Here is a 25,543-nt window from a genome sequence, read left to right on the forward strand (position 1 = left end):
TAGAGCTTACTATTTTTATTATATTATGATATAATGTATTAAGTTTGTTATAATTATGTGCACCTATGTATTTTGATGTTCTTACATGGTTAGTTATAGCTTTAGGAGCCTTAGGCATCTGTATAGCACTATTCAACCTGTATAACAATTCTGTACATAGATTTATCATCAAAATATTTACTGATGATGACTATGAAGATAAATTAACAGATGAAGAAAAATATAAGTTATACATAGAAAAGAAACAAAAAGAGATCATTAAGCATCAGATGCTACATCAATATATTGCTCAAGATCATCTCCAGGAATACAAAAATCAAGTGAAAATCGTATCAATCATGGAACCTATTGGTCAATGGACTAGGCTTGTTATGTCAGAAAAGCTACAAAGATTTGCTGGTTTAAAATTTGATGAGAATCAAACTGGATTTTGGCAGATGTTTGTAAGTATGAAATCTTTATCTCAAGGAAAACATAAAGGAAGATCGAAATAAGGCATTAATTAAACCCTAGTATAAATAAAAGTTTACTGGCTTTAATATATGACTCATAAGTCATAAACAGCTATTGTAATTAATCATACATTAATAATACCAAAAGCACACTAATGCAATTACTACTTTTTACCGCAATATAAATAAAAAACCTACTTTCATATAATAATCTAAAATGTACTATTCTATCTATCACTTGTACATAATACTCAATAGATCAATTTTAACCTTAATTTTCAATAAGACAAATCTATAAATCTACACATATTTTACTAAACATTTATAAGCCACTGTAATTGGAAAAATTATACCATTTTGCATTATTATAAACTTATATCTAAATAAAACGATAAATCTTCTTTTATGTAATTAACAATACTTAGTTGCTTTTTATACCCAACTTATAATATATTAACAGGTAATACCTACCCATCTTGATTATATTATTTTCAATAAGACAAATTGATAATCTACATATATTTTACTAAATATTTATAAGCCACTGTAATTGGAAAAATTATACCATTTTGCATTATTATAAACTTATATCTAAATAAAACGATAGATCTTCTTTTATGTAATTAACAATACTTAGTTGCTTTTTATACCCAACTTATAATATATTAATAGGTAATACCTACCTATCTTGATTATATTATTTTCAATAAGACAAATCGATAATCTACATATATTTTACTAAATATTTATAAGCCACTGTAATTAGAAAAATTATACCATTTTGCATTATTACAAACTTATATTTAAATAAAACGATAAATCCTCTTTTATGTAATTAACAATACTTAGTTGCTTTTTATACCCAACTTATAATATATTAATAGGTAATACCTACCCATCTTGATTATATTATTTTCAATAAGACAATTTAATAATTTACATTATATAACTTGTTACTTTAAAACCATCTGATATCAGATAATATTAAAATATTGTAGCAACTTTAACATTACAATCAGATTCTTAGCTAAATAAGAAAAAGTTTATTATTACATACCCACTATCTGTCTTCAATTCCTCAATGTTCAACTTATTGATAACTTTCAATAATATAACTTAATATACATATTACTTAATTAGTTACTCATAAATAACTAAAATTAGAAAAGTGTAACAGTAGCAACATTTAATCTGTTCCATATGCTATTATAGAAGTTTGTTTAGTAGGTTTCGCAAGTACTGTATGTCGAGTTATCAAGAAAGTACATACACTGATAATTCAGCATAAATCTAATCACTTGTTAACATTACACAATTTTATCAGTACTTAGGAATACCACTATAAATACCAATAAAAAATGTGCTATAGGTAAGTAATTTTGAATAACATGATACCATCTAGCACAAATATAAGTTCAACTTTTCACTAATAAATACAGAAAAGTTATAAATAGTACATAATTAAAATTAGTAGTATTAGATTTCTATCTTGGTTTATAATAGGCATAAATAATAAGATGGTATTTTAGTTTTGAAAGCAAACACCAATAAAAACTTAGAAAGATTAATATCTGAACTTCCGTGCAATATTGAAGCTGAGCAAATATTGCTTGGAGCTATGTTACGTGATAATAGAGTTTGTGATGCAGTTGGAGATTTAATCACAAGCGAAGTTTTTTTTGACCCATTGCATCGTCGTATCTTTGAACAAATTTTCAAAATCAACAAACGTGGACTAATTGCTAATGAGTTGAGTTTAAAAATGTTTTTTGATAATGATGAAGCGCTAACTGAATCCGGAGGAGTTGAATACCTGGCAAAAATAGCAACAAAAGCAAGTATTATTTTTGATATTAAAAATATAGCAAATATAGTAGTTGATGCTTACTTAAGAAGATGTCTAATATCATTTGGGCAAGATATGATTACTAATGCTTACAACTATGATATTGATAATCCTGCTGTGTATCAAATAGAAAATGCAGCCCAAAAACTGTTTTTACTAAGTAACCAAGGAAAATCAGATAACACTTACAATAAACTCGCATTTCTAATAGAAAACATTACCAAAAGAATAGAATTTGCAAAAAGCAATGAAGGTACTCTACAAGGAATATCTGTAGGATTACGTGATTTAGATCAGTTATTAAATGGACTACAAAAATCTGATCTAATTATTCTAGCAGCACGTCCATCTATGGGAAAAACAGCTTTAGCATTAAACATGGCATTAAATGCATGTAAACTTCTACACAGTAAAGATCAATATAATGGAATGCACATCGGTTTTTTCTCATTAGAAATGTCAGCTGAACAATTAGCATCGAGAGTAATAGCTATTGAATCAGAGGTTAGTTCATATAAGGCATTGTCTGGTAAAATTAGTGGGGAAGAGCTCAATAAGGTTATTGATGCAAGTACAAAAGTATGTAATTTACCATTAATTATTGATGATACATCTAGCCTCTCAATAAGTAGTTTAAGAACAAGAATTAGAAGAATGCACCAATTGTATAATTTAGGAGCTGTCTTCATAGATTACCTACAATTAGTAAAAGGAACTACTAAGCGCAGCGGAGAAAATAGAGTACAAGAAGTTTCTGAAGTCACACAAGGACTTAAAGCTATAGCAAAAGAACTAAATATACCAGTAGTAGCACTATCTCAGTTATCTAGGTTAGTTGAACAACGTGATGATAAAAAACCTCAGCTTTCAGATCTACGAGACTCTGGAAGTATAGAACAAGATGCAGATATTGTAATGTTTTTATATAGAGAAGAATACTATGAACTTAGAAAACAACCTGCAGAAGGGACAACTAAGCACATTGCATGGCAAGAAAAAATGAATTCAATAAGTAATGTTGCAGATGTGTTAATTTCAAAGCAGAGAAATGGCCCAATAGGAAACATAAAACTATTTTTTGAAGCAGAAAAAGGTAGATTCAAGAACTATACTGCAAAATACAATCCTGCAGATTTTAATGTATGATCTCCAAACAGCAGTTTTTCAATTATTTTAATAAAAAAATAAACTTAATAATAAAACTATACATTTCTTAACATTACAAACATAGTAGTATAAGAAAAAACATTACAAATAAACTAAAAAGTACACTACAAAGTGTAACTATATATATGATAAATGCACAATTTGTAAATATTCATTTTCCACATTTCACATAACAAGAAATACACCATCTAACAAAACTTATACACTTTTACATAATTTACTTATCATACACTATGTTATGAATTAAACTATTGCAACAAGCTAATGGTAAGTAGTACTAGCAGAATAAATGAAGATTTGCATTTCAAAGTTACATCATAAGTACAGTTTACTATAAAATACTACTTGAAGTTTTAACATAGATATATTACTAAAATAAATTTAAATTAATATAGAAGCTCTCCTAAATAACTTTATAATACATAAGACATAACAGAATACTTGAATTATTTTTTTATACAAATAGATAATATAAAGCACAAATTACACTATAAGATGCACTATTTTTTAACAGTTCTTTTTCATATCCATTAATAAAAAAAGTAACTACATATTTATACATATTGATAGAATATAGTCATATATATCATAGAATATCCAAAATGATTGACTAAATAAATCTATATCACTATTACTTCAAAATAAACGAAATACAAAATATTAAGATCACATGTTATAACACTAGTTTAAATACTAGAATAGATATATTGACTAAAACCAATTTACAATAACATAAGATACAAGAGAAATACTAAACTATAAAGAATATAGACCACAAATTATACTCTAAAACGTACAACCCTACAGATACACTATTCTTAAAAACCAGCAGACTATATAGCCTATACTTATACACTTTTATTAAATTCGTTACCATAAATAGAATACAGCAAATATTACACTTCAACTACTGTCTTATTATAATTACTACTATTTAATAGCTAAAGATATGTATGTCAAAACTATATAAAATAGCTTTACTGCAATATATTAATCTAGCAGACTATATAGCCATACTTATACACTTTTATTAAATTCGTTACCATAAATAGAATATAGCAAATATTACACTTCAACTACTGTCTTATTATAATTACTACTATTTAATAGCTAAAGATATGTATGTCAAAACTATATAAAATAGCTTTACTGCAATATATTAATCTAGCAGACTATATAGCCATACTTATACACTTTTATTAAATTCGTTACCATAAATAGAATATAGCAAATATTACACTTCAACTACTGTCTTATTATAATTACTACTATTTAATAGCTAAAGATATGTATGTCAAAACTATATAAAATAGTTTTACTGTAATATATTAATCTAAATGTCAATGACAAAAATATTATTCAATAAACCAAATATGCTGAAAATTTTATTAAATAATTTTACAATAACGCAATATAGTAAGAAACTGTAAACTACTCACTGAAGAATATAAAATAAAAACTATACTACAAAGTGCAATATTAGAGATTGATACATAATCTAAAAAGTTTTACAATTGTAAATGGAACTACTATTCCTCATATAAAACAATAAACACACATAAGATAATTTAGATAAAAGTATTTTTTATTTCTGGACAATTAATATTTAATACGTTGCAATATAGTTTTCTATAAACAATCTTTTAATAGTTTTTTATTACTACTAATTAACAAAATTACCTTTTATTCTTATAATATAATCATGCACAATCATAAACACTAAACGAGTATTATAAAACTTTTATTGACATACATGTTTTACACACATAATAACAAATTTTAATAAATAATATTGTAAATTATTATATTTATAATCCAGACTACTTAATACATTTGATTTAATATTTCCACATAATTTCCTACTTGCTCTTTACTGTTACCAGAGCACCAAACTTTCTGTATAACATGCAGGATAAACATTGACAAATTAGATATGCTAAACTACATATAATATTTATTAATAGAAAACTTACTATATATACAAGTTTTAAGATGCACTATTATATATAAACATATTTCAATTGCACATTATACTCCTATAATAACATGAACCATGTTTAAGTATAATTAATCCTTATCTACTACTTTTAAACTATTTTAAAATAGAAATTTTACAAAAAATACATATTATCCAAATTATTATATATTACTAAAAATCAATACTATAAACTGTATATAAAAAAACATTATAGAGATACACTACTTGGTAGTTTTGTATTTAGCAGAACAAAAGATCTTATTAAATGTATTACACTCCAGATAAATATGCTCATAATTTATCATATAAAACACATAGCTTGAATCTCTTTCACCTCTTGGATATGTCAACCTTACAATTAGAATAACAAAAATCTTGTATGTATTACACTTTAGCTAAACACTTTCCTAAATAATACTAATAATACTTACTATTTATAACACATAACTTGAATTTTTCATTTTTTACATACGATCTAGTCTTGTCATTAGAGTAATAGAATTTATATAATACTACATTCTCACTAAACATACACCCCAAGTAATACCAGCACCTATTGCTGCCAAAACAACAAGATCATCTTGTTTTAACTTTCCTGAATTTTTTGCATAAGATAATGCTAATGGTATTGAAGCTGCAGATGTGTTAGCATGTTGATTAATACTAATTACCATTTTCTCAGAAGGTATTTTTAATCTTCTTGCTACTAATTCAATGATACGAATATTAGCTTGATGCAACACAAACCAGTTAACCTCATCTATGCTCAAATTATTTTTATTTAGAATTTCAACTATAGAAGCACTTAATTTTTCAATTGCATGTTCAAACACAACTGTACCATTCATACATATTGTACCTGCAACACCATTGTATGCTGTACCACCACTTGTATACAATAAATTATGAAGAGTTCCATCAGAATACAAAATAGTAGATATAACACCAGTATTTCGTGCAGAATTATTACTTAAAACAACTGCACCTGCACCATCACCAAATAATACACATGTAGACCTATCCTTCCAATCTAAAATTCTAGACATTACTTCAGCCCCTATTACAAGTGACACATTAACCTGACCAGATTTTATAAAATTATCAGCAATAGCCATAGCATATATGAATCCAGAACAAACAGCCTGAATATCAAACGCAAAAGCATTCTTACACTCCAACTTAGACTGAACTATAGTAGCACAACTAGGAAACGTCCTATCTGGTGTAGTAGTAGCAACAACAATTAAATCAACATCCTGTTTATTAATACCTGAATCATTCAAAGCAAGTTTTGCTGCCTCTACAGCCATATCTGATGTCATTTGATCATCTGCAGCAATATATCTCTGTCTAATACCAGTCCTTTTGACTATCCATTCATCACTCGTTGCAACAGTACAAGCAAGATCATCATTTGTTACCAAACTTTTAGGTAAATAAGAACCTATTCCCAATATCCTAGAACTTCTCATTTAAATAACACTATCTTTAATTCAACTCATGAACAATCTTAGCATTAATATCATGAATTACAGCATTGACAACTACTTTTACAGCATTAGCAAAAGCTAATTCATCAGAATTCCCATGACTTTTTACTACTACACCATTCAATCCTAAAAACATTGCCCCATTATGTAGCTTGGGATCAAACTTGCTAAAATTTTTTATCAATCTTGGTTTAAGTAGTAACCCTGCAAATTTAGCTACTATAGATTCAGAAATTGACTCTTTAAAAATTGAAGCAATAGTACTTGCGATAGATTCAGACACTTTTAATACAACATTACCACAAAACCCATCAGTTACAACAACATCTACCTTACCATCTACCATATCTTTAGGCTCAACATAACCACAAAAATTTATTTTACCTTCAACTTCTTTTAATAAGGAAAATGCTTCTCTAATTACACCAGTACCTTTAATTTCTTCTTGTCCAACATTAAGCAATGCAACTTTAGGATTAGGTATATTTAGTACAGCTTTTGCAAAAGCACCACCCATAATTGCAAACTGGAACAAAGAATTTGCATTACACTCAATATTAGCACCTAAATCTAATAATACAAAATCCTGAAATTTAGAAGGAACTTTAGTACAAATAGCAGGACGATCAATATTAGGAAGAGTACCTAATACAAAACGTGATATCGCCATTAAAGCTCCAGTATTACCACAAGATACTACACCAGATGAAGTACCAGTTTTTATACTATCAATTGCACACCACATACTAGAAGACTTACGTTTTCTTAGAGCAAAAGATGGCTTATCATTTGCCAGCACAACATCTGAAGTATTAATAAAGACACTATTATCACGTACTGCTTTATACTTATCTAGCACAGGTAATACACAATCCTCTTTTCCATATATATTAAAAGATATATTGTGATCTACCAATAAATTCATCAAAGCAAAATTCAACCCACCTACTACTGCTTCTGGGGCAAAATCTCCACCCATAGCGTCTACTGCAATTGATATCGTGCTCATCTGTATATTTCCCAATATTAATCAGTATCAAAACAATTATATATTACTATCAACTTCCACTATTTGCTTACCATTATAGTACCCACCTAAACATATATGATGAGATAACTTATATTCTCCAGTTGTTTTATCAATTCCAATATTAGGAACTTTCAATTTACAATGTGAACGGTGCATATTACGACGTGACTTTGACTTTTTTCTTTTTGGTACAGCCATTAATATAAACTCCACAATTTAAAACACCAGGGTACATTATCAGTGAAAAAACATAAATTAGCAAATATTTTTCAACTAAACTCTAGTAAAAATTTATAAAATAACTTAAACATTACTTAAAGTATTAAATTTTTACATTGTTCATGTATAAAAATTTCCAATTTAAAGTAAAACATCAACATAATAATGCAAGATTATGTATGATACACACACCCCATGGAGTAATTAATACTCCAGCATTTATATTTTGTGCAACAAAAGCAGCTGTAAAAGCTGTTGATATTTCAAAAGTAAAAGAATCTAATACACAGATAATATTATCTAATACTTATCATTTAATGTTACAACCTGGAGAAGATATTATAAAAAAATTAGGTGGGCTACATAAAATTACGGGATGGGATAGACCAATACTTACAGATTCAGGTGGATATCAAATCTTCAGCTTAGGGTATGGATCAGTATCACAAGAAATAAAAAGTGCAGGAAGACCACATAAATCTAAAACTTTAATATCAATTAATGAAGAAGGTGCTATCTTTAAATCCTATATTAATGGTAACATATACCACTTAACTCCTGAAAAATCTATACAGATTCAACACAAACTAGGAGCAGATCTCGTTGTAGTACTAGATGAATGTACACCATTTCACATAAGCTATGATTACACAAAAAATTCAATGTACATGAGTAACCGTTGGGCTATTAGATGCATCAATGAGTTTAAAAAAATCAATGATAATTCCCAAGCATTATATGGAATAATTCAAGGAGGAATTTATGAAGATTTAAGACGAGAAAGCTGTAACTTCATCAATAATACCCCATTTTTTGGACATGCAATAGGTGGTTCACTAGGAAATTGTAAACAACAAATGTACGATATTGTTTCTTTTACATCAGAAAAATTAAATAGAGATCGTCCCATACATCTCCTAGGTATAGGTAATATTAATGATATTTTCCAAGGAGTAAAATCAGGAATAGATACTTTTGATTGTGTCTACCCTACAAGATTAGCTAGACATGGTGGAGCATTAATAAAAGTACAATATAGAAATGAAGAAAATGCTACTAAAGAATATATTAATTTACGAAATGAAAGATTTAAGATAGATACAAACCCTATAGAAGCAGATTGTAAATGTTTTACATGTTCTCATCATTCACGAGGATATATACACCATCTCCTAAAAGCACAAGAAATACTGGCTCATAGTTTACTTACAATACATAACATATACTTTATGAACAATCTAATGAGTGCCATTAGAGAATCTATATTGAATAACACACTAGATATAGAACAAAAAAAATGGGTGGTAACATCATAAGATAAATATTGATTATACAATATATTGTACTTTAATTGATTACATTTAAAAAATTTTAATCAGTAATTACTTAATAGAAATACATACTCATAAAAACCTAATATTTTCAAATTAATACACTATTAAGAATCTTTCTAAAATCACTTACCACTGCTCATAGCTAAACAAATATATTCTTATTAACACAACTTGTTACATTATTTCTTACATCAATAAAAACTATAATAAATGATTAATTATACAATATATTGTACTTTAATTGATTACATTTGAAAAATTTTAACCAACAATTTTATATAGAAATACAAATTCGTAAAAACCTAGTATTTTCAAATATACATCTTTCTCAAATAACTTACCACTACTCATAGCTAAACAAATATATTCTTATTAAAACAACTTGTTACGTTATTTCTTACATCAATAAAAACTATAATAAATGATTAATTATACAATATATTTACTTTAATTAATTACATTTGAAAAATTTTAATCAGTAATTACTTAATAGAAATACATACTCATAAAAACCTAATATTTTCAAATTAATACACTATTAAGAATCTTTCTAAAATCACTTACCACTGCTCATAGCTAAATAAACATATACTTACTAAAACATGTTATGTTCTTTCTTACATTAATAAAAATTATGGCAAGTATATACCCTAACTTTATCTCAAGTGTGAGTTTCAAAACATCTTATTTAGTAATATACTAATTACATAGTACCTTACACTATCATAAATCTCCTAACCAAATTAGCAATTATTGCCTATATTAAATACAATATAAAATTCATTGCTATAACTTGTAGTATTTCTTATAAAAAAAAATGTTATAAATGATCTACTATATATCTTTTCGTTTTACTTGACTGTGGGTTTTTAAATATTTCATCAGTAGTATTATATTCTATCAACTTACCAGACTCAAAAAATGCTACTTTATCAGATACTTTACGTGCTTGTTTCATAGAATGAGTAACTACAATAATGGTAAAATTCTTTTTTAAGTTTTGTATAAGATTTTCAATAACACTAGTAGCAAAAGGATCGAGAGCAGAACATGGTTCATCCATTAATAACATTGTTGGTTTCACAGCAATAGCACGTGCTATACACAAACGTTGCTGCTGCCCACCTGATAACTCAAAAGCATTATCCTTTAACCTATCAGACAATTCTTCCCATAAACCAACACTAGTTAAACTTTTTTCAACTATTTCATCTAATTTTTTCTTATTCTTAGCTAATCCATGTAACTTCGGCCCATATGCAACATTATCATATATAGATTTAGGAAAAGGATTAGGTTTTTGAAATACCATACCAACCTTGGCACGTAAAAGTACTACATTTGTATTAACAGAGCAAACATCTATATTCTCAATTATCAATTCACCTTTGATTTTACAATTCGACACAAAATCATTCATACGATTAAAACATCGAAGAAACGTAGATTTACCACATCCTGAAGGACCTATAAAAGCAGTAACTTCTCTTTTATATATGTCTAAACTGATATTATGTAAAACTTGGTTACTATCATACCATAAATTCAAATTTTTAGCTGAAGCATGAATCTCTATCGACATACCTTATTATACCAAAATAATTACTGTGTCACCATCATATCTGACATTGTATATATACCACAAGGTTGTCCTATTAACCATAAAGCTGCCTTTAGAGCGCCTTTTGCATAAACATTTTTATTCGTAGCTCTATGACTAAATTCTATAACATCCTCATCACCAGCAAAGATAATTTTATGATCACTAAGTCCTACCCCACCTCTAGACACAGCATATCCTATACTCTTATTATCTTGTCTACTTTCCTGACCACCTTTTATATACTGATTCATCCTAAATTGAACATTCATACCCCTTGCTGCAGCTTTTCCCAACATCAAAGATGTACCAGATGGAGAATCCTTTTTATACCTATGATGTATTTCCCATATTTCTACATCATAACCAGACAACATTCTTGTAGCATCCTCAACTAATTTTAACAGTATATTCATACTAAAACTTAAGTTAGCACTCCACAAAAAAGGTACACTCTTAATATAATCTTGAAAAACCATATCTTCACTTATTCCAGTAGTACCACTTACCATAGGTTTCTTTTTTAGTTCAGCCATTTTCATACATTCTATCATGGTATTAGGATTAGTAAATTCTATGACAACATCTGAAACATCAAAAAGATGCTCTAAAGAATCAGTAATTTTCGCATCACAATTACATCCAATAACGACACCTAATACCTTACCAACATATTCACTGCCTATACGAACAAGTCCTGCACTTACCTCAGCAATATCACTTGCAGATATTTCACTCACCAAATGCCTACCCTGCCTACCTAAACAACCAACTATCCCTACTTTCACTTTATTCATAATGGATCACCTATAGCCATATACTGTCCTCTATAATATACTAAAGGACTATCTTTACTATCTAATTTAGAACAATCTATGACTTGACCAATTATAATTTTATGATCCCCACCATCATACACATATTTTTTGATACAGTATATATAAGAGATACAACCACTAATCATTGGAACCCCATCCATAATATCATATTGAAAATCTTCCCAATTTTGAAGATCACACTCTGCAAAATTCTTAGATATTTCTTTTTGCTTAGAGCTTAATATATTAACAACAAATTTTTTACAGGTAGCAAATACTTTAAACCGCGAAGCAGATTTTTCAATTGAAAATAATACCATAGGTGGAGCTAATGATACAGAATTAAAAGAATTAACAGTAATGCCGTGCATAGTTCCAGCTTCACTAACTGTAGTAACAATTGTTACACCAGTAGCAAATTGACCTAAGCAAGACTTAAGATAAGCTTTAGAAAAACCACCTACTTGCATTTACCTATATACCTTAACAACAATCAAGAAACTAAAGTAATTTTTCACAAACATTATCTCATAATCCTACCAAGCAAAGCACCCAGGAACAAGATCATCCCTACATATATATTGATTTTAAACATATACATACATTTTCCTGGATTGTCAAAATCTGATTTTTTATATTGATAATAGAAAACCCCAGCTATAATAAGCATAGCGAGATAAAATATAGGATGCAATACAGCAATAATACCAGCTGATACCCACATTGTTATAACAATAATGTACAATCTTTTAATCCATGACCTGATATTATCACCAAATTCTATAGCAGTAGATTTTAAACCTAGTTGCATATCATATTTTTTATCCTGTGCAGCATATATAGTATCGTAACCCAATGTCCAAAAAATACATCCAATATAAAGCAAAACACTACTCAATGCTAAATGCCCAATAACCATAGTACATCCCATCAATACTCCACTATTAAACACTATTCCTAATAATAATTGTGGCCAAGAAAAACACCTTTTAGCCAGTGGATATAAAATTATGAGAACCATAGTCACAAGGCTTATTTTTACTGTATACATATTAGTAAACACAAGTAAAACACTTGCACATAGTAACAATACTGCTAACACTTTTAATGCTTGAAAAACACTCAAACTACCATTAGCTAACGGTCTACTTTTAGTTCGTTCAACCGCTATATCTATTTTCCTATCACAAATGTCATTAATTATACAACCAGCAGATCTCATAAGGAATGAACCTACAAGACATAGAAACATATATAAAGTATCACGCAATAGATTATTAGATACTAAAAGTATACTTGTACAACTAGGAAAAACTAATAAACAAATTATCCACACACTATGTAATCTTAATAAAAAATAATATCCTTTAAAATCTGAAAGAACATCCTTAAGTTTACATAACATATACATCTCCTAACATTACACACACTACATATATTTATCAAAAGTAGAAATACATGTATATTAAATCATATAATTATTCTTTAAAATACTTTTTGATTAGATAACCTATGCTTGCAAATGATATCATAAAAAATAGATAATCAATCTAACAAACCCAATTAATGCATATACTCATATTTTTATTTGAAATTCATAACTTGTAAACAGAAAGTTAAATGTAAACTGTTGCACTTATAAAAAATAAATACTCTTTTATTAATCAATATCTTAATGATCTATGAATACAAATACTTACCTTAGAGTATGAATTATTGGATTAATACCAAAATTCTATTTTTTAGCAAGAAATACCACATAATAAATAACTCACAAAACCCCCTTCAAACTCATTGTAATAATCAGTTGATAATAAATTAATTAAATATCTACATAGTTTAAATAATATTATGAATAATTTATTACAGTACACATCATTGCCAATAATCCTTTTAGGATAAACAATACTATTGACATACAGAACATACAAATTTAAACTTACTTATGAATTCTCCATCTATAATTTTATAGTACACTTATTAAAAAGAGTAAGTATTATCAAGTTAGTAGCTACCAAAATTAAATTGTAAGTAAATTATTCCCAGTAATTTTTTATCACTAATTCTCATTATCTATTCTCCATACTATTAACATATGGGAACTATAAATTCAAAGTCATTCTAAATCCCGATCTAAGAATAATATCATCTCATTAAAAATAATTAACTATACCATAAGTCTCTATAATGTATTAATTAATGTATATTACTTGATTCTCAGAAATAATCTGAGAATTGTGGTAAAGTCTGCAATGATTATTGATATCCGTCCCAAAAATACTTAACTTGTTAACTATGATCTACATTATCAGTACATTTCCTAAGAATAGACTCATAATATCTAACGATAACTATAAAAATTAAGAAGATAACCTTGCTCACTCAACAATTTACACAAGTTATCAATAGATAATTAAGGTAGTAATATTGAGCAATCTACATATACTCCTATACTATTTAGAACAAAAATATATGATCTTTCATGTTACATAAAAATGTCATACCTACATAAACATACAAAAACGTGATTCTAATAATATTTAATTAACATATTACTTAATAACACACCTAGAACAAATACTATAAAACACATTCATTCCTATATCACGTAATATAGAAAGTACACATAGAAAATATTAAGTTACCTTACTGATATTGTTATAATACCAATAGACTTATACAAATATACTTACATTAATCATAATAGAGAATTTCTTAAACTCTATGTAATAACAGTATTACATAAATACACTCATCTATACACTAGCTAGTATAGCAGAACTCATACACACATAAAACACTACTACACATTTTAACATTTTTACAAAGTAATCACAAAAACATCTACAGCTCACAATTACTTTATGGAACATAATACTTCATCACATAATCTTACTTCATCTATATTAACCAGGATAAGAAAATCATATACAAAATATTTTATCGTTCTTACTCTAATACAGAGTTATATAAATACACCAACTGTAATAGAAAATTATATAGTATTACAGTAACCTAATTGCACGCTATACTTTATAAATACGTTCCAAATACAAAACAAACTTACTGGTAAACATATATACAAAATTTTAGATGCTAATAAATTAATATATAGAATATAGACAATATTACCTTATATTAACAAATTATACAGATAAAAAAATCATTCAAAAAAGTGTATTCGTACACATTAACTTTAATAATAAGTTACAGGGATTATATAATAAGATTTATATGATCATACCAATAACAATTTATAATTAACAGCAATCACATCCTCACAAATTAAAAAAAGATCATAAACAAATGCTTATACTAACTTAATAATATTTACTTAACTATAGAAATCATATTTAAAACAACTATCAAAAATAGTTTTATATTTACACTAAGTTTTAGTAGTAACACTATTTATTTACTAAGATTTAAAATAAAATTATTTCCTTTTTTATTACACAAAATCCATCATATAATGTTTAATAATCAGAGAAATAAAATCATATAGCAGATCATTAGCTTTATGAATAAAAAATGTATTGCTACTCTTGACAAACATCAGATAACATGTAAGTATTTAGCATACTTTTAACTTTCTATAAAGAGGATTTTAGTATGAGGCAGACCTTTCAGCCCAGTAGGATTGTACGTAAGCGTAGACATGGCTTCAGAACGAGAATGTCAACGCGAATGGGCAGAAAGATTCTAAATCGTAGGCGTACTCAAGGTCGCCGTGTTTTATGCGCTTAAATGGCATAGTAACAATAAAAAAAAGAGAGGATTTTTTATTCGCACAGCATAATGGTTGTTTTATAGGGAGTTTTGGCTTATTTTTACAGGTTGTTCGTGAATCATCTAAGCCTCTACAACATGATGTTATCAGGGTTGGTTTTACAGTAAGTAAAAAAGTTGGTAATGCTGTTGTACGTAATAAGGTTAAGAGACGTTTTCGTGTACTAGCAGAAAGTGTTATAGTACAGCATGCTAGGAAAGGTTATTATTACATATTAATAGCTAGTAAAGATACACCGAAAATAAGTTTTCAAGATATGTTATCTAGGTTAGCTAGCTATCTTAACACATCACGTGTATATTCTAAAACACTATAACCAAATAACATTACCAGATAGTGCTTCTAATTTTTCATTTCTAACTATGTATGGAGTTTACAATATGGTTATATTCAATATTTTACTATTAATATCAGCACTTATGGTATTATCTACAGGTGTCTATTTATCAATAAAATCAAATTTTTTACAAATTAGAAAATTACCACAGGCAATATCACTAATTACAAAATCTAAATATCGCGACAAGTCATTCTCCATAGCAGCATTATGCACAATTATCGGAGGAAATTTAGGAGTTGGAAATATTTCAGGAACAGCAGTTGCATTAAAATCAGGAGGTCCTGGATTTGCACTTTGGATGATAATTGTTGTAGTAATTTGTTCAATTATAAAATATGTAAACTGCTATATAAGCATAGACACACGCACTAAAATGGACAATGGTTACTTTGGTGGACATGCAATGTATTTCAAACGTGTATTCAAAACAAATAAAGTTAATATTTTATTTGCAATACTGATAGTATTATGCACTATCACCGCAGGAAATTTTGTACAAGTTAATTCCTTAGTAATACCTATGAAACTAATAAATCAGCCTCCAATAATAGGAGGGTTATTTATGATGTTAGCATTTCTCTTTATTACAGGGTTAAAGCTAGAGAATATTGCACTACTAATCTCAAAAATTGTACCAATAATGGCTATAGCTTACTTAATACTATCATTTAGTGTACTATATAAATTCCATGATAACATAATTCCTTCTATAAAATTAATGTTCTCCAGCTTCCTTAATTTTGATAGCTTTAAAAATGGAATGATATCAGCGTTTATATTAGAAACCTTGCATTTAATTCAAGTTGGAGCTTTTAGAGGTATATTTGCAACAGACATTGGATTAGGATTAGAAGGAATCGTACACTCTGCTATAAATAGTGATAGTAAAGACTTTAAAATAACCCAAAGTTTAATATCTATAATATCTCCATTTATAGTGGTAATTGTTGCAATATTTACCACATTAGTAATACTCGTAACTGATGCATGGCACGGACCATTAGAAAGTACTAACATGTGCATTGCAGCTTTCAAAGCTGCATTTGATTCTCAATATGTAAATTACATAATTATGATAATCATGTTTTGCTTTTCATTTACCACTATTTTTACTTGGTTTACTTGTGCTAGAAGTAGTTTGTACTATTTTACAAATGGCAAGAACAATCTATATATCAAGCTCTGGTATATTTTATTTGTAATAGTACTCCCAATAGGAGCATTATGGGAAGTACAGTTTTTATGGAATGTAGCTGATGTTTCTATGTCACTTATGTTAATTGTAAATAGCATTGCAATATTAATGATATTTCCACAATATAAGAATAGCATTTTTAAATATAATCTGAAGTAGTTAAACATCACTAAATTACTAAAAGTTTTTTTCTTAATGTTTTAGAAAAAAACTTTTAGTAAGCAAGACTAATTACTACATAAATAAGTATATGTTACAAAATAATCTATAAAATAAACTTCATATTACCACAAAAATAACTTACCAAATTAACATAATTAAACTTTTAAATAGATGTGAAAATCATAATATCAAGTACTTAAATATTCAACATTACTCATCATATATTTTTTTTGATTACAGAATTACAACGCTATATAGTAGCAGTTAACATGTCTCTTTTTCACTAATGATAAGAGTTTTTACAGCTTAAAAAAAAAGATCTTTTCCATTCTATAAATTTTACTATTATTCAAGTTACAGATGCACTATTCTTCTAATAATATATCAAGATTAAATATATAGAAAGTATCATGTTAGAACAGTAAAATAAGTAAGTGGCAATCAATCACACTAAAAGGTGAGAGTTTGTAAAATGTTAAGTATAATATCAAATATATACGACTATGATATATTCTACTAATATGATGATGATATGTAAGATTAGTACTTAAACATTACTTTATACTTCCACAATGTCTTCTTATCCAAACTGTAGTTTCACCATTTTCTCATTCCTGTGTTTCACATGCAAAAAAATAAATCGAGCTAGTTTGATAGTACTATCAGATTGCTTAAAAAAAGATAGTGAAATAAAAGCTTTGCATATAAAACAATAAGCACTTACTAAATGGTATTAATAAACTAAAAAAATCTAGTTAATTTAGCGCAAGCAATTTTCCATCTATGTTAAAGATATTTCAAATTATACTCACCAATAATTTATAATAATTATAAGATCTATTTTATATGATTATTTATCAAAAGCTTTAGATAATCACTGGAATTACTAAATACTAACTTTAGTGATTAAAAATATTATAAAAATTTATATGGATATTGACCAACATATATTAAGAACTCACTATACTATGCATAAAAAAATAATCGACCAAATGTTTAAAGACTACAAAAGTATCATGATAAAATAAATTTGCAAAACATCTCTAAAACATAGTGTTACAAACAAATAACTTTATATTACTAACCAAAAAAGGTTTAAACTCTTAAATATAATATACTGAACACATGCTTTCCATTATTGATAACTATATAATTTAAGGTACGCTTTATACCAACACATTACACATAATAAAAACAATATTATACAACATGTTTCATATTCTCTCATCTACCCATACATATAAAAACTATATCATAATTATCACAACATTATGTCCTTAGTACTCATAAGCACATTAATTTTTAATTATTATTATAGTTTACATACCTACACAAATAACAATTTTTCATACTGTATTACTTATTATATATCTTACCATGATTTAGTTTACAAACCTTGATACTTTTATCATCTATAATAAAAATACAGTTTCTAACTACATACCATTATAATCAATATATCAATTATAATATTTTGAAAATCTATACTTTTTTAAATCACATTACGTATTTAATATCCCATAATTATTTATGGTTTATCAACTCTCACTTCAATCATCTAACAATATAGCCTACAACTATAATATCACCATCACTAAGATATTGTTTATGACATTCTTATCATACACATTCTAATATATTAGACACTCCATATTCTATTATTATGTTTACTAATCTTTATTTTATTATCTAACACTCAAATAAAATATAGTCCATGACTTATTATATCAACATAACTAAGATATTGCTTATGACATTCTTATCATACACGTTCTAATATATTACACATTCCATATTCTATTATTATGTTTACTAATCTTTACTTTATTATCTAACACTCAAATAAAATATAGTCCATGACTTATTATATCAACATAACCAAGATATTACTTATGACATTCTTATCATACACATTCTAATATATTAGACATTCCATATTCTATTATTATGTTTACTAATCTTTATTTTATTATCTAACACTCAAATAAAATATAGTCCATGACTTATTATATCAACATAACTAAGATATTGCTTATGACATTCTTATCATACACGTTCTAATATATTACACATTCCATATTCTATTATTATGTTTACTAATCTTTACTTTATTATCTAACACTCAAATAAAATATAGTCCATGACTTATTATATCAACATAACCAAGATATTACTTATGACATTCTTATCATACACATTCTAATATATTAGACATTCCATATTCTATTATTATGTTTACTAATCTTTATTTTATTATCTAACACTCAAATAAAATATAGTCCATGACTTATTATATCAACATAACTAAGATATTGCTTATGACATTCTTATCATACACGTTCTAATATATTACACATTCCATATTCTATTATTATGTTTACTAATCTTTACTTTATTATCTAACACTCAAATAAAATATAGTCCATGACTTATTATATCAACATAACCAAGATATTACTTATGACATTCTTATCATACACATTCTAATATATTAGACATTCCATATTCTATTATTATGTTTACTAATCTTTATTTTATTATCTAACACTCAAATAAAATATAGTCCATGACTTATTATATCAACATAACTAAGATATTGCTTATGACATTCTTATCATACACGTTCTAATATATTACACATTCCATATTCTATTATTATGTTTACTAATCTTTACTTTATTATCTAACACTCAAATAAAATATAGTCCATGACTTATTATATCAACATAACCAAGATATTACTTATGACATTCTTATCATACACATTCTAATATATTAGACATTCCATATTCTATTATTATGTTTACTAATCTTTATTTTATTATCTAACACTCAAATAAAATATGGCCCATGACTTATTATATCAACATAACTAAGATATTGCTTATGACATTCTTATCATACACGTTCTAATATATTACACATTCCATATTCTATTATTATGTTTACTAATCTTTACTTTATTATCTAACACCCAAATAAAATATGGCCCATGACTTATTATATCAACATAGCTAAGATATTGCTTATGACATTCCTGTGGATAAACAAACTTCCCAAATTGTATCACTAAATCTATATCTAAACAATTCTGTATTACATACTCAGATGTATATGCAATTAAAATTTTTCTTTTTTGCTTAGTATATATACATCCTTTACCTGCTTCACAAAATAAGCATTTAGCATTTTCCAAATTATATTTCAAGAGTTTCTGTTGACCATTCTGCTTTGCCCACACTAAACCTATGAAACCTGTAATATGTGCATTTTTATTAACTGAATACAATTGCCCATCTGATTCTTTAACCGCAATATTATTAATATTTACCAATATATCAGGTGTAACATATTGAAAACCAATAAATAAACCACACACAATAACCACTAATCCTAAAAATCTTAAACTTCCATTCCATAAACATAAAAACAAAAACCCCAATGTAATAATCAATATAGATACTGATGACACTGCATGAAACGATAGTATTAAACTATCTATTTTAGACACATAACTAGATACATATAAGAGCAACTTTACAGAACTTTCTAACGCATATGAAATATAAAACTCTAAATTGACAAAACTTAATACAACATATAACAAACTCAACGGTATAATAAAAAATGTAGTAACGGGAATTGCTAACACATTAACAAAAACTCCAATAATAGAAAAATTGTGAAAATGATATATTACATACGGTAGCGTAGCTAATCCTGCAATTAATGAACTCAAAACTATCGATGAAAAATACTGTAGTATATCACCTATAATAATAAGTTTTGTAAAAATATCACAACTTGCTATAAGAGCCAACACAGCAGCAAATGACATCTGAAAACTTGGATTAAGAACTGCTTCAGGATAGCACAATAATATAATAAACGCTGCAATTGCTATAGCACGAAAATTATTATGACGCCGGTCAATAAGAATACCTATAAAAACATAACTTGTCATTAAAAATGCACGTTCTGCAGAAACTGACATCCCAGTAAGTAACAAATATATTAAACTCACTATAATGGCTATAACAGCAGATATCTTTTTTATATTATAACTTTCAGCCAAATTCCCAAAAAAAACTAATAAATTTCTTGATAAAGAAAAAAACAATCCAGTAATAAAGGATAAATGCAATCCAGAAATAGCAAAAAGATGAGCTATTCCAGCATTTCTAATATTACCCATTATATCATTACTAATCCCATCCTTTTTACCAATTACCAATGCACTAACTACATTAGCAGTATCCCAAGTTAAATTTCTTAAGAAAAGTTTGTATATATGTAATCTGATTAGTTCTATATACTCAAAAATTTTCTTACTTTTTCTTTTTTCAAATAACCTAACATTACTTATTGTGAAACCAATTCCATTTATCTTTTTAAAATATGAAACACGAGAAAAGTCATAAGAAAACGGTGAAACTGCAGTTTGCGGTGGATAAACAATCGCAGAAAGTAAAATTCTATCACCTATTTCAATATTCTCATCCCATTGAGTACGAGACACTAACCTTATACAGGTAACATTATATTTAACATTTTGAACATCACAAATTATTACCCTCTTATGTGATTGTTTACTACTTACCTCTTTTACTGTTCCAATAATATCTTTTGCATATATCTTAGCTTGTAATACATCACCAGAAAAATAATGAGCTTTTACATAAATAGTAACAAAACCAAACAATATAAAAAAAAGTGATAAAAATAGGCAATTGCTCTTCTTCAAAATTACAGCAATTAAACTTACAAACAATGTAAAAACTATACATAATACAATATAGCTTTGTGGTTCTGTTGGTAAAGAAAAGTATATAATTACACCAATTCCTTGTAGCACTGGAATCCATAACATTAAAGAATTTTTATTATTTTCCAGTTGCTTATGTAAAAATGATATAAAATTTGTAATTATTACATCCACAAATAGTATATAAATTAATAATATTATTAATTTATATACTATTTATTAATAATACTTAATAAATAATTTTATATTGTTCATATTAATAAATAATACATACTAAAAATGCTGAAAATTAGATTCATAAGTTATATAATTTACTGAAGTAATATCATACTATACGTAATTTAGTGTAAAAAGTTTTTATATATAGAATTGAAATACATATACATTTTCCCACTATTACTTTTTAAGCTAATGATATTATTAACATATAATATACAAATATAGAGAAGGACAGATGTACTCAACATCAAAACGCTCTAAAACACCAAAGCCACTTTTTCTATTACAACTCTTTAGCAAATTTATTTATAATTAATATATAACAAACATCAATTAGATATACACATACATTTATTTGATATAAGAAAGTTTTTATATACAAGAACTTATAATTATAATATTACCGCCCTATAACTAATAGTACTATCATTATTATAACATTAAATAAACTATAATAACGTGTAATATGATTTAAATAACTAACTGACATACTTTTAAAAACTTATTTGCTTCATTCATAAACCGAAGAGTTTCTTTATTATTAAGATCATTAAGCTACAGAAAGTTAACAGTTATAAAAATAAATCACAGATACAAATCATATTAAAAATACAAAAAACCTATAAATAACCTTTAATACTACAGGTAAAAGCATTATCAGTAACTATAGAAATAAAAATAAAAACTTAACAAGATCTAAGAATCCCATTAAAACCTTTACTAATTGCACTAATTATTAGATCAGATGCATCCTTTATCTCTTGATCATTTAACGTATGATCAACAGATCTAAACGTGACAGATAAGGCAACAGATAACATACCTTTATCTATACCATTTCCTTCATATATATCAAAAATTGACACATCTTCTATTAACTGAACATTAGTCTTTTTAGCAACCTCTATCAAACACTGAATATTGACATTTTTGCTAACTAAAAAGGCAAAATCACGTTTTACAGATTGATATCGTAACTCTACAAATTCTTTACGTGTTAAATCAACAACTGGAATTTTATACAAAAATACCTCAAAACAAACTATAGGACGCTTTATTTCATACAAATGAACAATACTAGGATGTAACTCCCCAAAATATCCAATAAGAATATTATTAAAATATACATCCGCAGATTTCATAGGATGGAGATATGACTTAGTAGATCTTACTAAATCAACAGAATCATATCCAATATTCATTTCTTGTAAAACCTTAAAAAAATCAGATTTTACATCAAATATATCAACAGACCTGTCAGTTTTATAAAAATTACGAGGTAAGTTATCTCCATATCTTACCCCACTTACCACATAATTATTATCACCACATACACTATTAATATTATATATCTGACCTATCTCAAAAATAGCCGCATCATTATTTCCATATGCTTGATTTTCAGATATAACTTGTAATAAATTCAATAAAACACTAGGCCGCATTAAATTCATGTTATTATTAATAGGATTATCTATTAACATTATATCTGAATCATATCCAAATTTTTTAGCAAATTCTAGATTTGTAAATGACCATGTTACTACTTCCGTCATTCCTTGTGATAATAGTACTGATCTTAGCTTATTATGCAAATTATCAGGAAATTCAATATTAGAAATAGGTATAGGATTCTCAAGAATTTTATCATACCCATATAATCTAAGCACCTCCTCTACAAGATCAAAAGAATGCTTAAGATCTGATCTCCAAGACGGAGGAATTACTATCCAAATATCACAATCATGATTCTTTACAACACAACCAATATTACAAAGGAAATCAAAAATTTCGTCCCGTGTAATACTAACACTACCAATGTTCCGTACAGAATCTGGAGAAAAATTCAACAAGATATCATTGTGTACATAATTCTGTACAGAAACAATACTAGAAGGGCTACCACCACAATACTCTAGTATCATTTTTGTAGCTAGTTTCAAACCATCTTGAAGAAACTCAGGGTCAACAAACCTTTCAAGCCGATAACTAGAATCTGTAGATAACTTTATCTTCCTAGAAGATAAAGCAATATCTACAGGATCAAACCATGCACATTCTAAAAAAATATTTTCTGTATCAAATAAGCATTTACTATATTCTGAACCAATTACTCCAACAATACTATGAATCCTATTTGCTAAATCAACAGCAATAATATTTTCCTTTCCTAATAAGTATTTTTTATCATTAAGTGCAAAAAATTCTATTTGATCATCAATTTTCCTAAAAACCAATTTACCTGCTATTTTATCCGCATCATATATATGAAGAGGTCTATTAAAAGACAACATAATATAATTTATAATATCAACAACGCACGAAATAGATTTTACCCCACATGAGAATAAATACTCTTTTAACCATTTAGGAGTCTCACAATTCCTTATACCCTTAATGTATACTCCTTTTACTATTCCTTGAACCTCTAGACAAATTTCAATTGGAGAAATATAACAAGTATTATCAAAAGTAATATCACAAAAATTAACAGACTTTAACTTACCTACTCCAGCAGCAGCTAAATCACGTGCTATACCATATACTCCCAGACAGTCACCACGATTTGGAGTAATATTCAACTCTATCACAGGATCACATGAGAAAAAACTCTCTCCTACATTATATGTATTATCAGACAACTCTATTATACCTTCATCAGTACTATCATTTTCTGCAATGCCTAACTCATCTCTAGAGCATAACATACCGTAGCTATCAACTCCACGCAGCTTAGCAACTTTAATAACAGTTTGATTTTTTGGTATCACACTACCGACATAGGCTAGTACAGATTTCATGCCAACCTTAACATTAGATGCACCACATACAACTTGAAAAGTTTGTACTCCATCATATACCTGACAAACTTTTAACTTATCCGCAGCATGATGTGGTACTACATCTATAACTTCTACAACTACAAAAGATTGAAGGTGCTTTTTACAATCTACACTATCTACTTCTAATCCAATATCACTTAACTTAGAAATAATAAAATCTAATGAAGCATCAGTATCTAAATACTGCATTAACCAAGAAAGTGTAAACCTCATAAAGAACTAATACTTAACAACTATAAATCTCACTTGAAACAGCATTCATACTGAATAAACACACTTAACTAGCTAAGTTACA

15 protein-coding genes are annotated in these 25,543 nt (G+C 27.0%); 6 read left to right on the forward strand and 9 right to left on the reverse strand.

Annotation, left to right across the window (positions count from 1 at the left end; genetic code table 11):
• The first annotated feature begins 65 nt into the window (after positions 1–65).
• The gene (locus ERUM_RS03105) at positions 66–494 is read left to right on the forward strand and encodes a hypothetical protein (protein ID WP_011155250.1); all 429 of its coding nucleotides are present in this window, start codon (positions 66–68) and stop codon (positions 492–494) included.
• Between the two features lie 1,489 nt (positions 495–1,983).
• A complete protein-coding gene (locus ERUM_RS03110) occupies positions 1,984–3,444 on the forward strand; it encodes a replicative DNA helicase (RefSeq protein WP_011155251.1) in 1,461 nt (486 codons plus the stop codon).
• Between the two features lie 2,511 nt (positions 3,445–5,955).
• Here ERUM_RS03110 and ERUM_RS03115 read toward each other — a convergent pair.
• The 3 genes from ERUM_RS03115 to rpmF are packed head-to-tail and all read right to left on the reverse strand — an operon-like array spanning position 5,956 to position 8,161.
• Positions 5,956–6,915, reverse strand: a complete 960-nt coding sequence (locus ERUM_RS03115) for a beta-ketoacyl-ACP synthase III (RefSeq protein ID WP_011155252.1) — start codon at positions 6,913–6,915, stop codon at positions 5,956–5,958.
• A gap of 16 nt (positions 6,916–6,931) precedes the next feature.
• Positions 6,932–7,942, reverse strand: a complete 1,011-nt coding sequence (gene plsX / locus ERUM_RS03120) for a phosphate acyltransferase PlsX (protein ID WP_011155253.1) — start codon at positions 7,940–7,942, stop codon at positions 6,932–6,934.
• 36 nt (positions 7,943–7,978) lie between these two features.
• Positions 7,979–8,161, reverse strand: coding sequence for a 50S ribosomal protein L32 (rpmF, locus tag ERUM_RS03125; RefSeq protein ID WP_011155254.1), 183 nt, complete (start codon positions 8,159–8,161; stop codon positions 7,979–7,981).
• A gap of 143 nt (positions 8,162–8,304) precedes the next feature.
• Here rpmF and tgt point away from each other — a divergent pair, with 143 nt between their 5' ends.
• On the forward strand, positions 8,305–9,498 hold the full coding sequence (tgt, locus tag ERUM_RS03130; protein ID WP_044148672.1) for a tRNA guanosine(34) transglycosylase Tgt: 1,194 nt from the start codon (positions 8,305–8,307) through the stop codon (positions 9,496–9,498).
• Between the two features lie 838 nt (positions 9,499–10,336).
• Here tgt and pstB read toward each other — a convergent pair.
• Genes pstB through ubiA form a run of 4 tightly spaced genes read right to left on the reverse strand, consistent with a single transcriptional unit; the run spans position 10,337 to position 13,345 of the window.
• The gene (gene pstB / locus ERUM_RS03135; protein WP_011155256.1) at positions 10,337–11,098 is read right to left on the reverse strand and encodes a phosphate ABC transporter ATP-binding protein PstB; all 762 of its coding nucleotides are present in this window, start codon (positions 11,096–11,098) and stop codon (positions 10,337–10,339) included.
• Positions 11,099–11,118: 20 nt separating this feature from the next.
• On the reverse strand, positions 11,119–11,913 hold the full coding sequence (dapB, locus tag ERUM_RS03140) for a 4-hydroxy-tetrahydrodipicolinate reductase (protein ID WP_011155257.1): 795 nt from the start codon (positions 11,911–11,913) through the stop codon (positions 11,119–11,121).
• Positions 11,910–12,404: a flavin reductase family protein gene (locus tag ERUM_RS03145; RefSeq protein ID WP_011155258.1), complete on the reverse strand. Its 495-nt coding sequence runs from the start codon at positions 12,402–12,404 to the stop codon at positions 11,910–11,912. Before ERUM_RS03145 ends, dapB begins: the two co-directional genes overlap by 4 nt.
• A 53-nt stretch (positions 12,405–12,457) precedes the next feature.
• Positions 12,458–13,345 (reverse strand): 4-hydroxybenzoate octaprenyltransferase, encoded by an 888-nt coding sequence (ubiA, locus tag ERUM_RS03150; RefSeq protein WP_011155259.1) that lies wholly within the window; start codon positions 13,343–13,345, stop codon positions 12,458–12,460.
• Positions 13,346–15,546: 2,201 nt separating this feature from the next.
• On the opposite strand from ubiA, the gene rpmH reads away from it, so the two are divergent.
• From rpmH to ERUM_RS03160, 3 genes are all read left to right on the forward strand, one after another.
• A complete protein-coding gene (gene rpmH, locus ERUM_RS04910; RefSeq protein ID WP_011155260.1) occupies positions 15,547–15,681 on the forward strand; it encodes a 50S ribosomal protein L34 in 135 nt (44 codons plus the stop codon).
• A complete protein-coding gene (gene rnpA / locus ERUM_RS03155) occupies positions 15,672–16,040 on the forward strand; it encodes a ribonuclease P protein component (RefSeq protein WP_011155261.1) in 369 nt (122 codons plus the stop codon). Before rpmH ends, rnpA begins: the two co-directional genes overlap by 10 nt.
• A 64-nt stretch (positions 16,041–16,104) precedes the next feature.
• Positions 16,105–17,418 (forward strand): alanine:cation symporter family protein, encoded by a 1,314-nt coding sequence (locus ERUM_RS03160; protein WP_011155262.1) that lies wholly within the window; start codon positions 16,105–16,107, stop codon positions 17,416–17,418.
• Positions 17,419–20,338: 2,920 nt separating this feature from the next.
• Here the strand turns inward: ERUM_RS03160 and ERUM_RS03165 are convergent.
• Together ERUM_RS03165 and pheT are read right to left on the reverse strand one after the other, a co-directional pair.
• A complete protein-coding gene (locus tag ERUM_RS03165) occupies positions 20,339–22,291 on the reverse strand; it encodes a ComEC/Rec2 family competence protein (RefSeq protein ID WP_011155263.1) in 1,953 nt (650 codons plus the stop codon).
• 800 nt (positions 22,292–23,091) lie between these two features.
• A complete protein-coding gene (pheT, locus tag ERUM_RS03170) occupies positions 23,092–25,461 on the reverse strand; it encodes a phenylalanine--tRNA ligase subunit beta (RefSeq protein ID WP_011155264.1) in 2,370 nt (789 codons plus the stop codon).
• Positions 25,462–25,543: the final 82 nt, after the last annotated feature.

Source organism: Ehrlichia ruminantium str. Welgevonden, from assembly GCF_000026005.1.
GTDB lineage: Bacteria > Pseudomonadota > Alphaproteobacteria > Rickettsiales > Anaplasmataceae > Ehrlichia > Ehrlichia ruminantium.

Excerpts from the sequence above, each read along its gene's own strand:
- ERUM_RS03105 (WP_011155250.1), top strand. The coding sequence starts at position 66 with ATGTATTTTGATGTTCTTACATGGTTAGTTATAGCTTTAGGAGCCTTA.
- ERUM_RS03115 (WP_011155252.1), bottom strand. The coding sequence starts at position 6,915 with ATGAGAAGTTCTAGGATATTGGGAATAGGTTCTTATTTACCTAAAAGT.
- plsX (WP_011155253.1), bottom strand. The coding sequence starts at position 7,942 with ATGAGCACGATATCAATTGCAGTAGACGCTATGGGTGGAGATTTTGCC.
- rpmF (WP_011155254.1), bottom strand. The coding sequence starts at position 8,161 with ATGGCTGTACCAAAAAGAAAAAAGTCAAAGTCACGTCGTAATATGCAC.
- tgt (WP_044148672.1), top strand. The coding sequence starts at position 8,305 with ATGTATAAAAATTTCCAATTTAAAGTAAAACATCAACATAATAATGCA.
- pstB (WP_011155256.1), bottom strand. The coding sequence starts at position 11,098 with ATGTCGATAGAGATTCATGCTTCAGCTAAAAATTTGAATTTATGGTAT.
- dapB (WP_011155257.1), bottom strand. The coding sequence starts at position 11,913 with ATGAATAAAGTGAAAGTAGGGATAGTTGGTTGTTTAGGTAGGCAGGGT.
- ERUM_RS03145 (WP_011155258.1), bottom strand. The coding sequence starts at position 12,404 with ATGCAAGTAGGTGGTTTTTCTAAAGCTTATCTTAAGTCTTGCTTAGGT.
- ubiA (WP_011155259.1), bottom strand. The coding sequence starts at position 13,345 with ATGTATATGTTATGTAAACTTAAGGATGTTCTTTCAGATTTTAAAGGA.
- rpmH (WP_011155260.1), top strand. The coding sequence starts at position 15,547 with ATGAGGCAGACCTTTCAGCCCAGTAGGATTGTACGTAAGCGTAGACAT.
- rnpA (WP_011155261.1), top strand. The coding sequence starts at position 15,672 with ATGCGCTTAAATGGCATAGTAACAATAAAAAAAAGAGAGGATTTTTTA.
- ERUM_RS03160 (WP_011155262.1), top strand. The coding sequence starts at position 16,105 with ATGGTTATATTCAATATTTTACTATTAATATCAGCACTTATGGTATTA.
- ERUM_RS03165 (WP_011155263.1), bottom strand. The coding sequence starts at position 22,291 with ATGTTATGGATTCCAGTGCTACAAGGAATTGGTGTAATTATATACTTT.
- pheT (WP_011155264.1), bottom strand. The coding sequence starts at position 25,461 with ATGAGGTTTACACTTTCTTGGTTAATGCAGTATTTAGATACTGATGCT.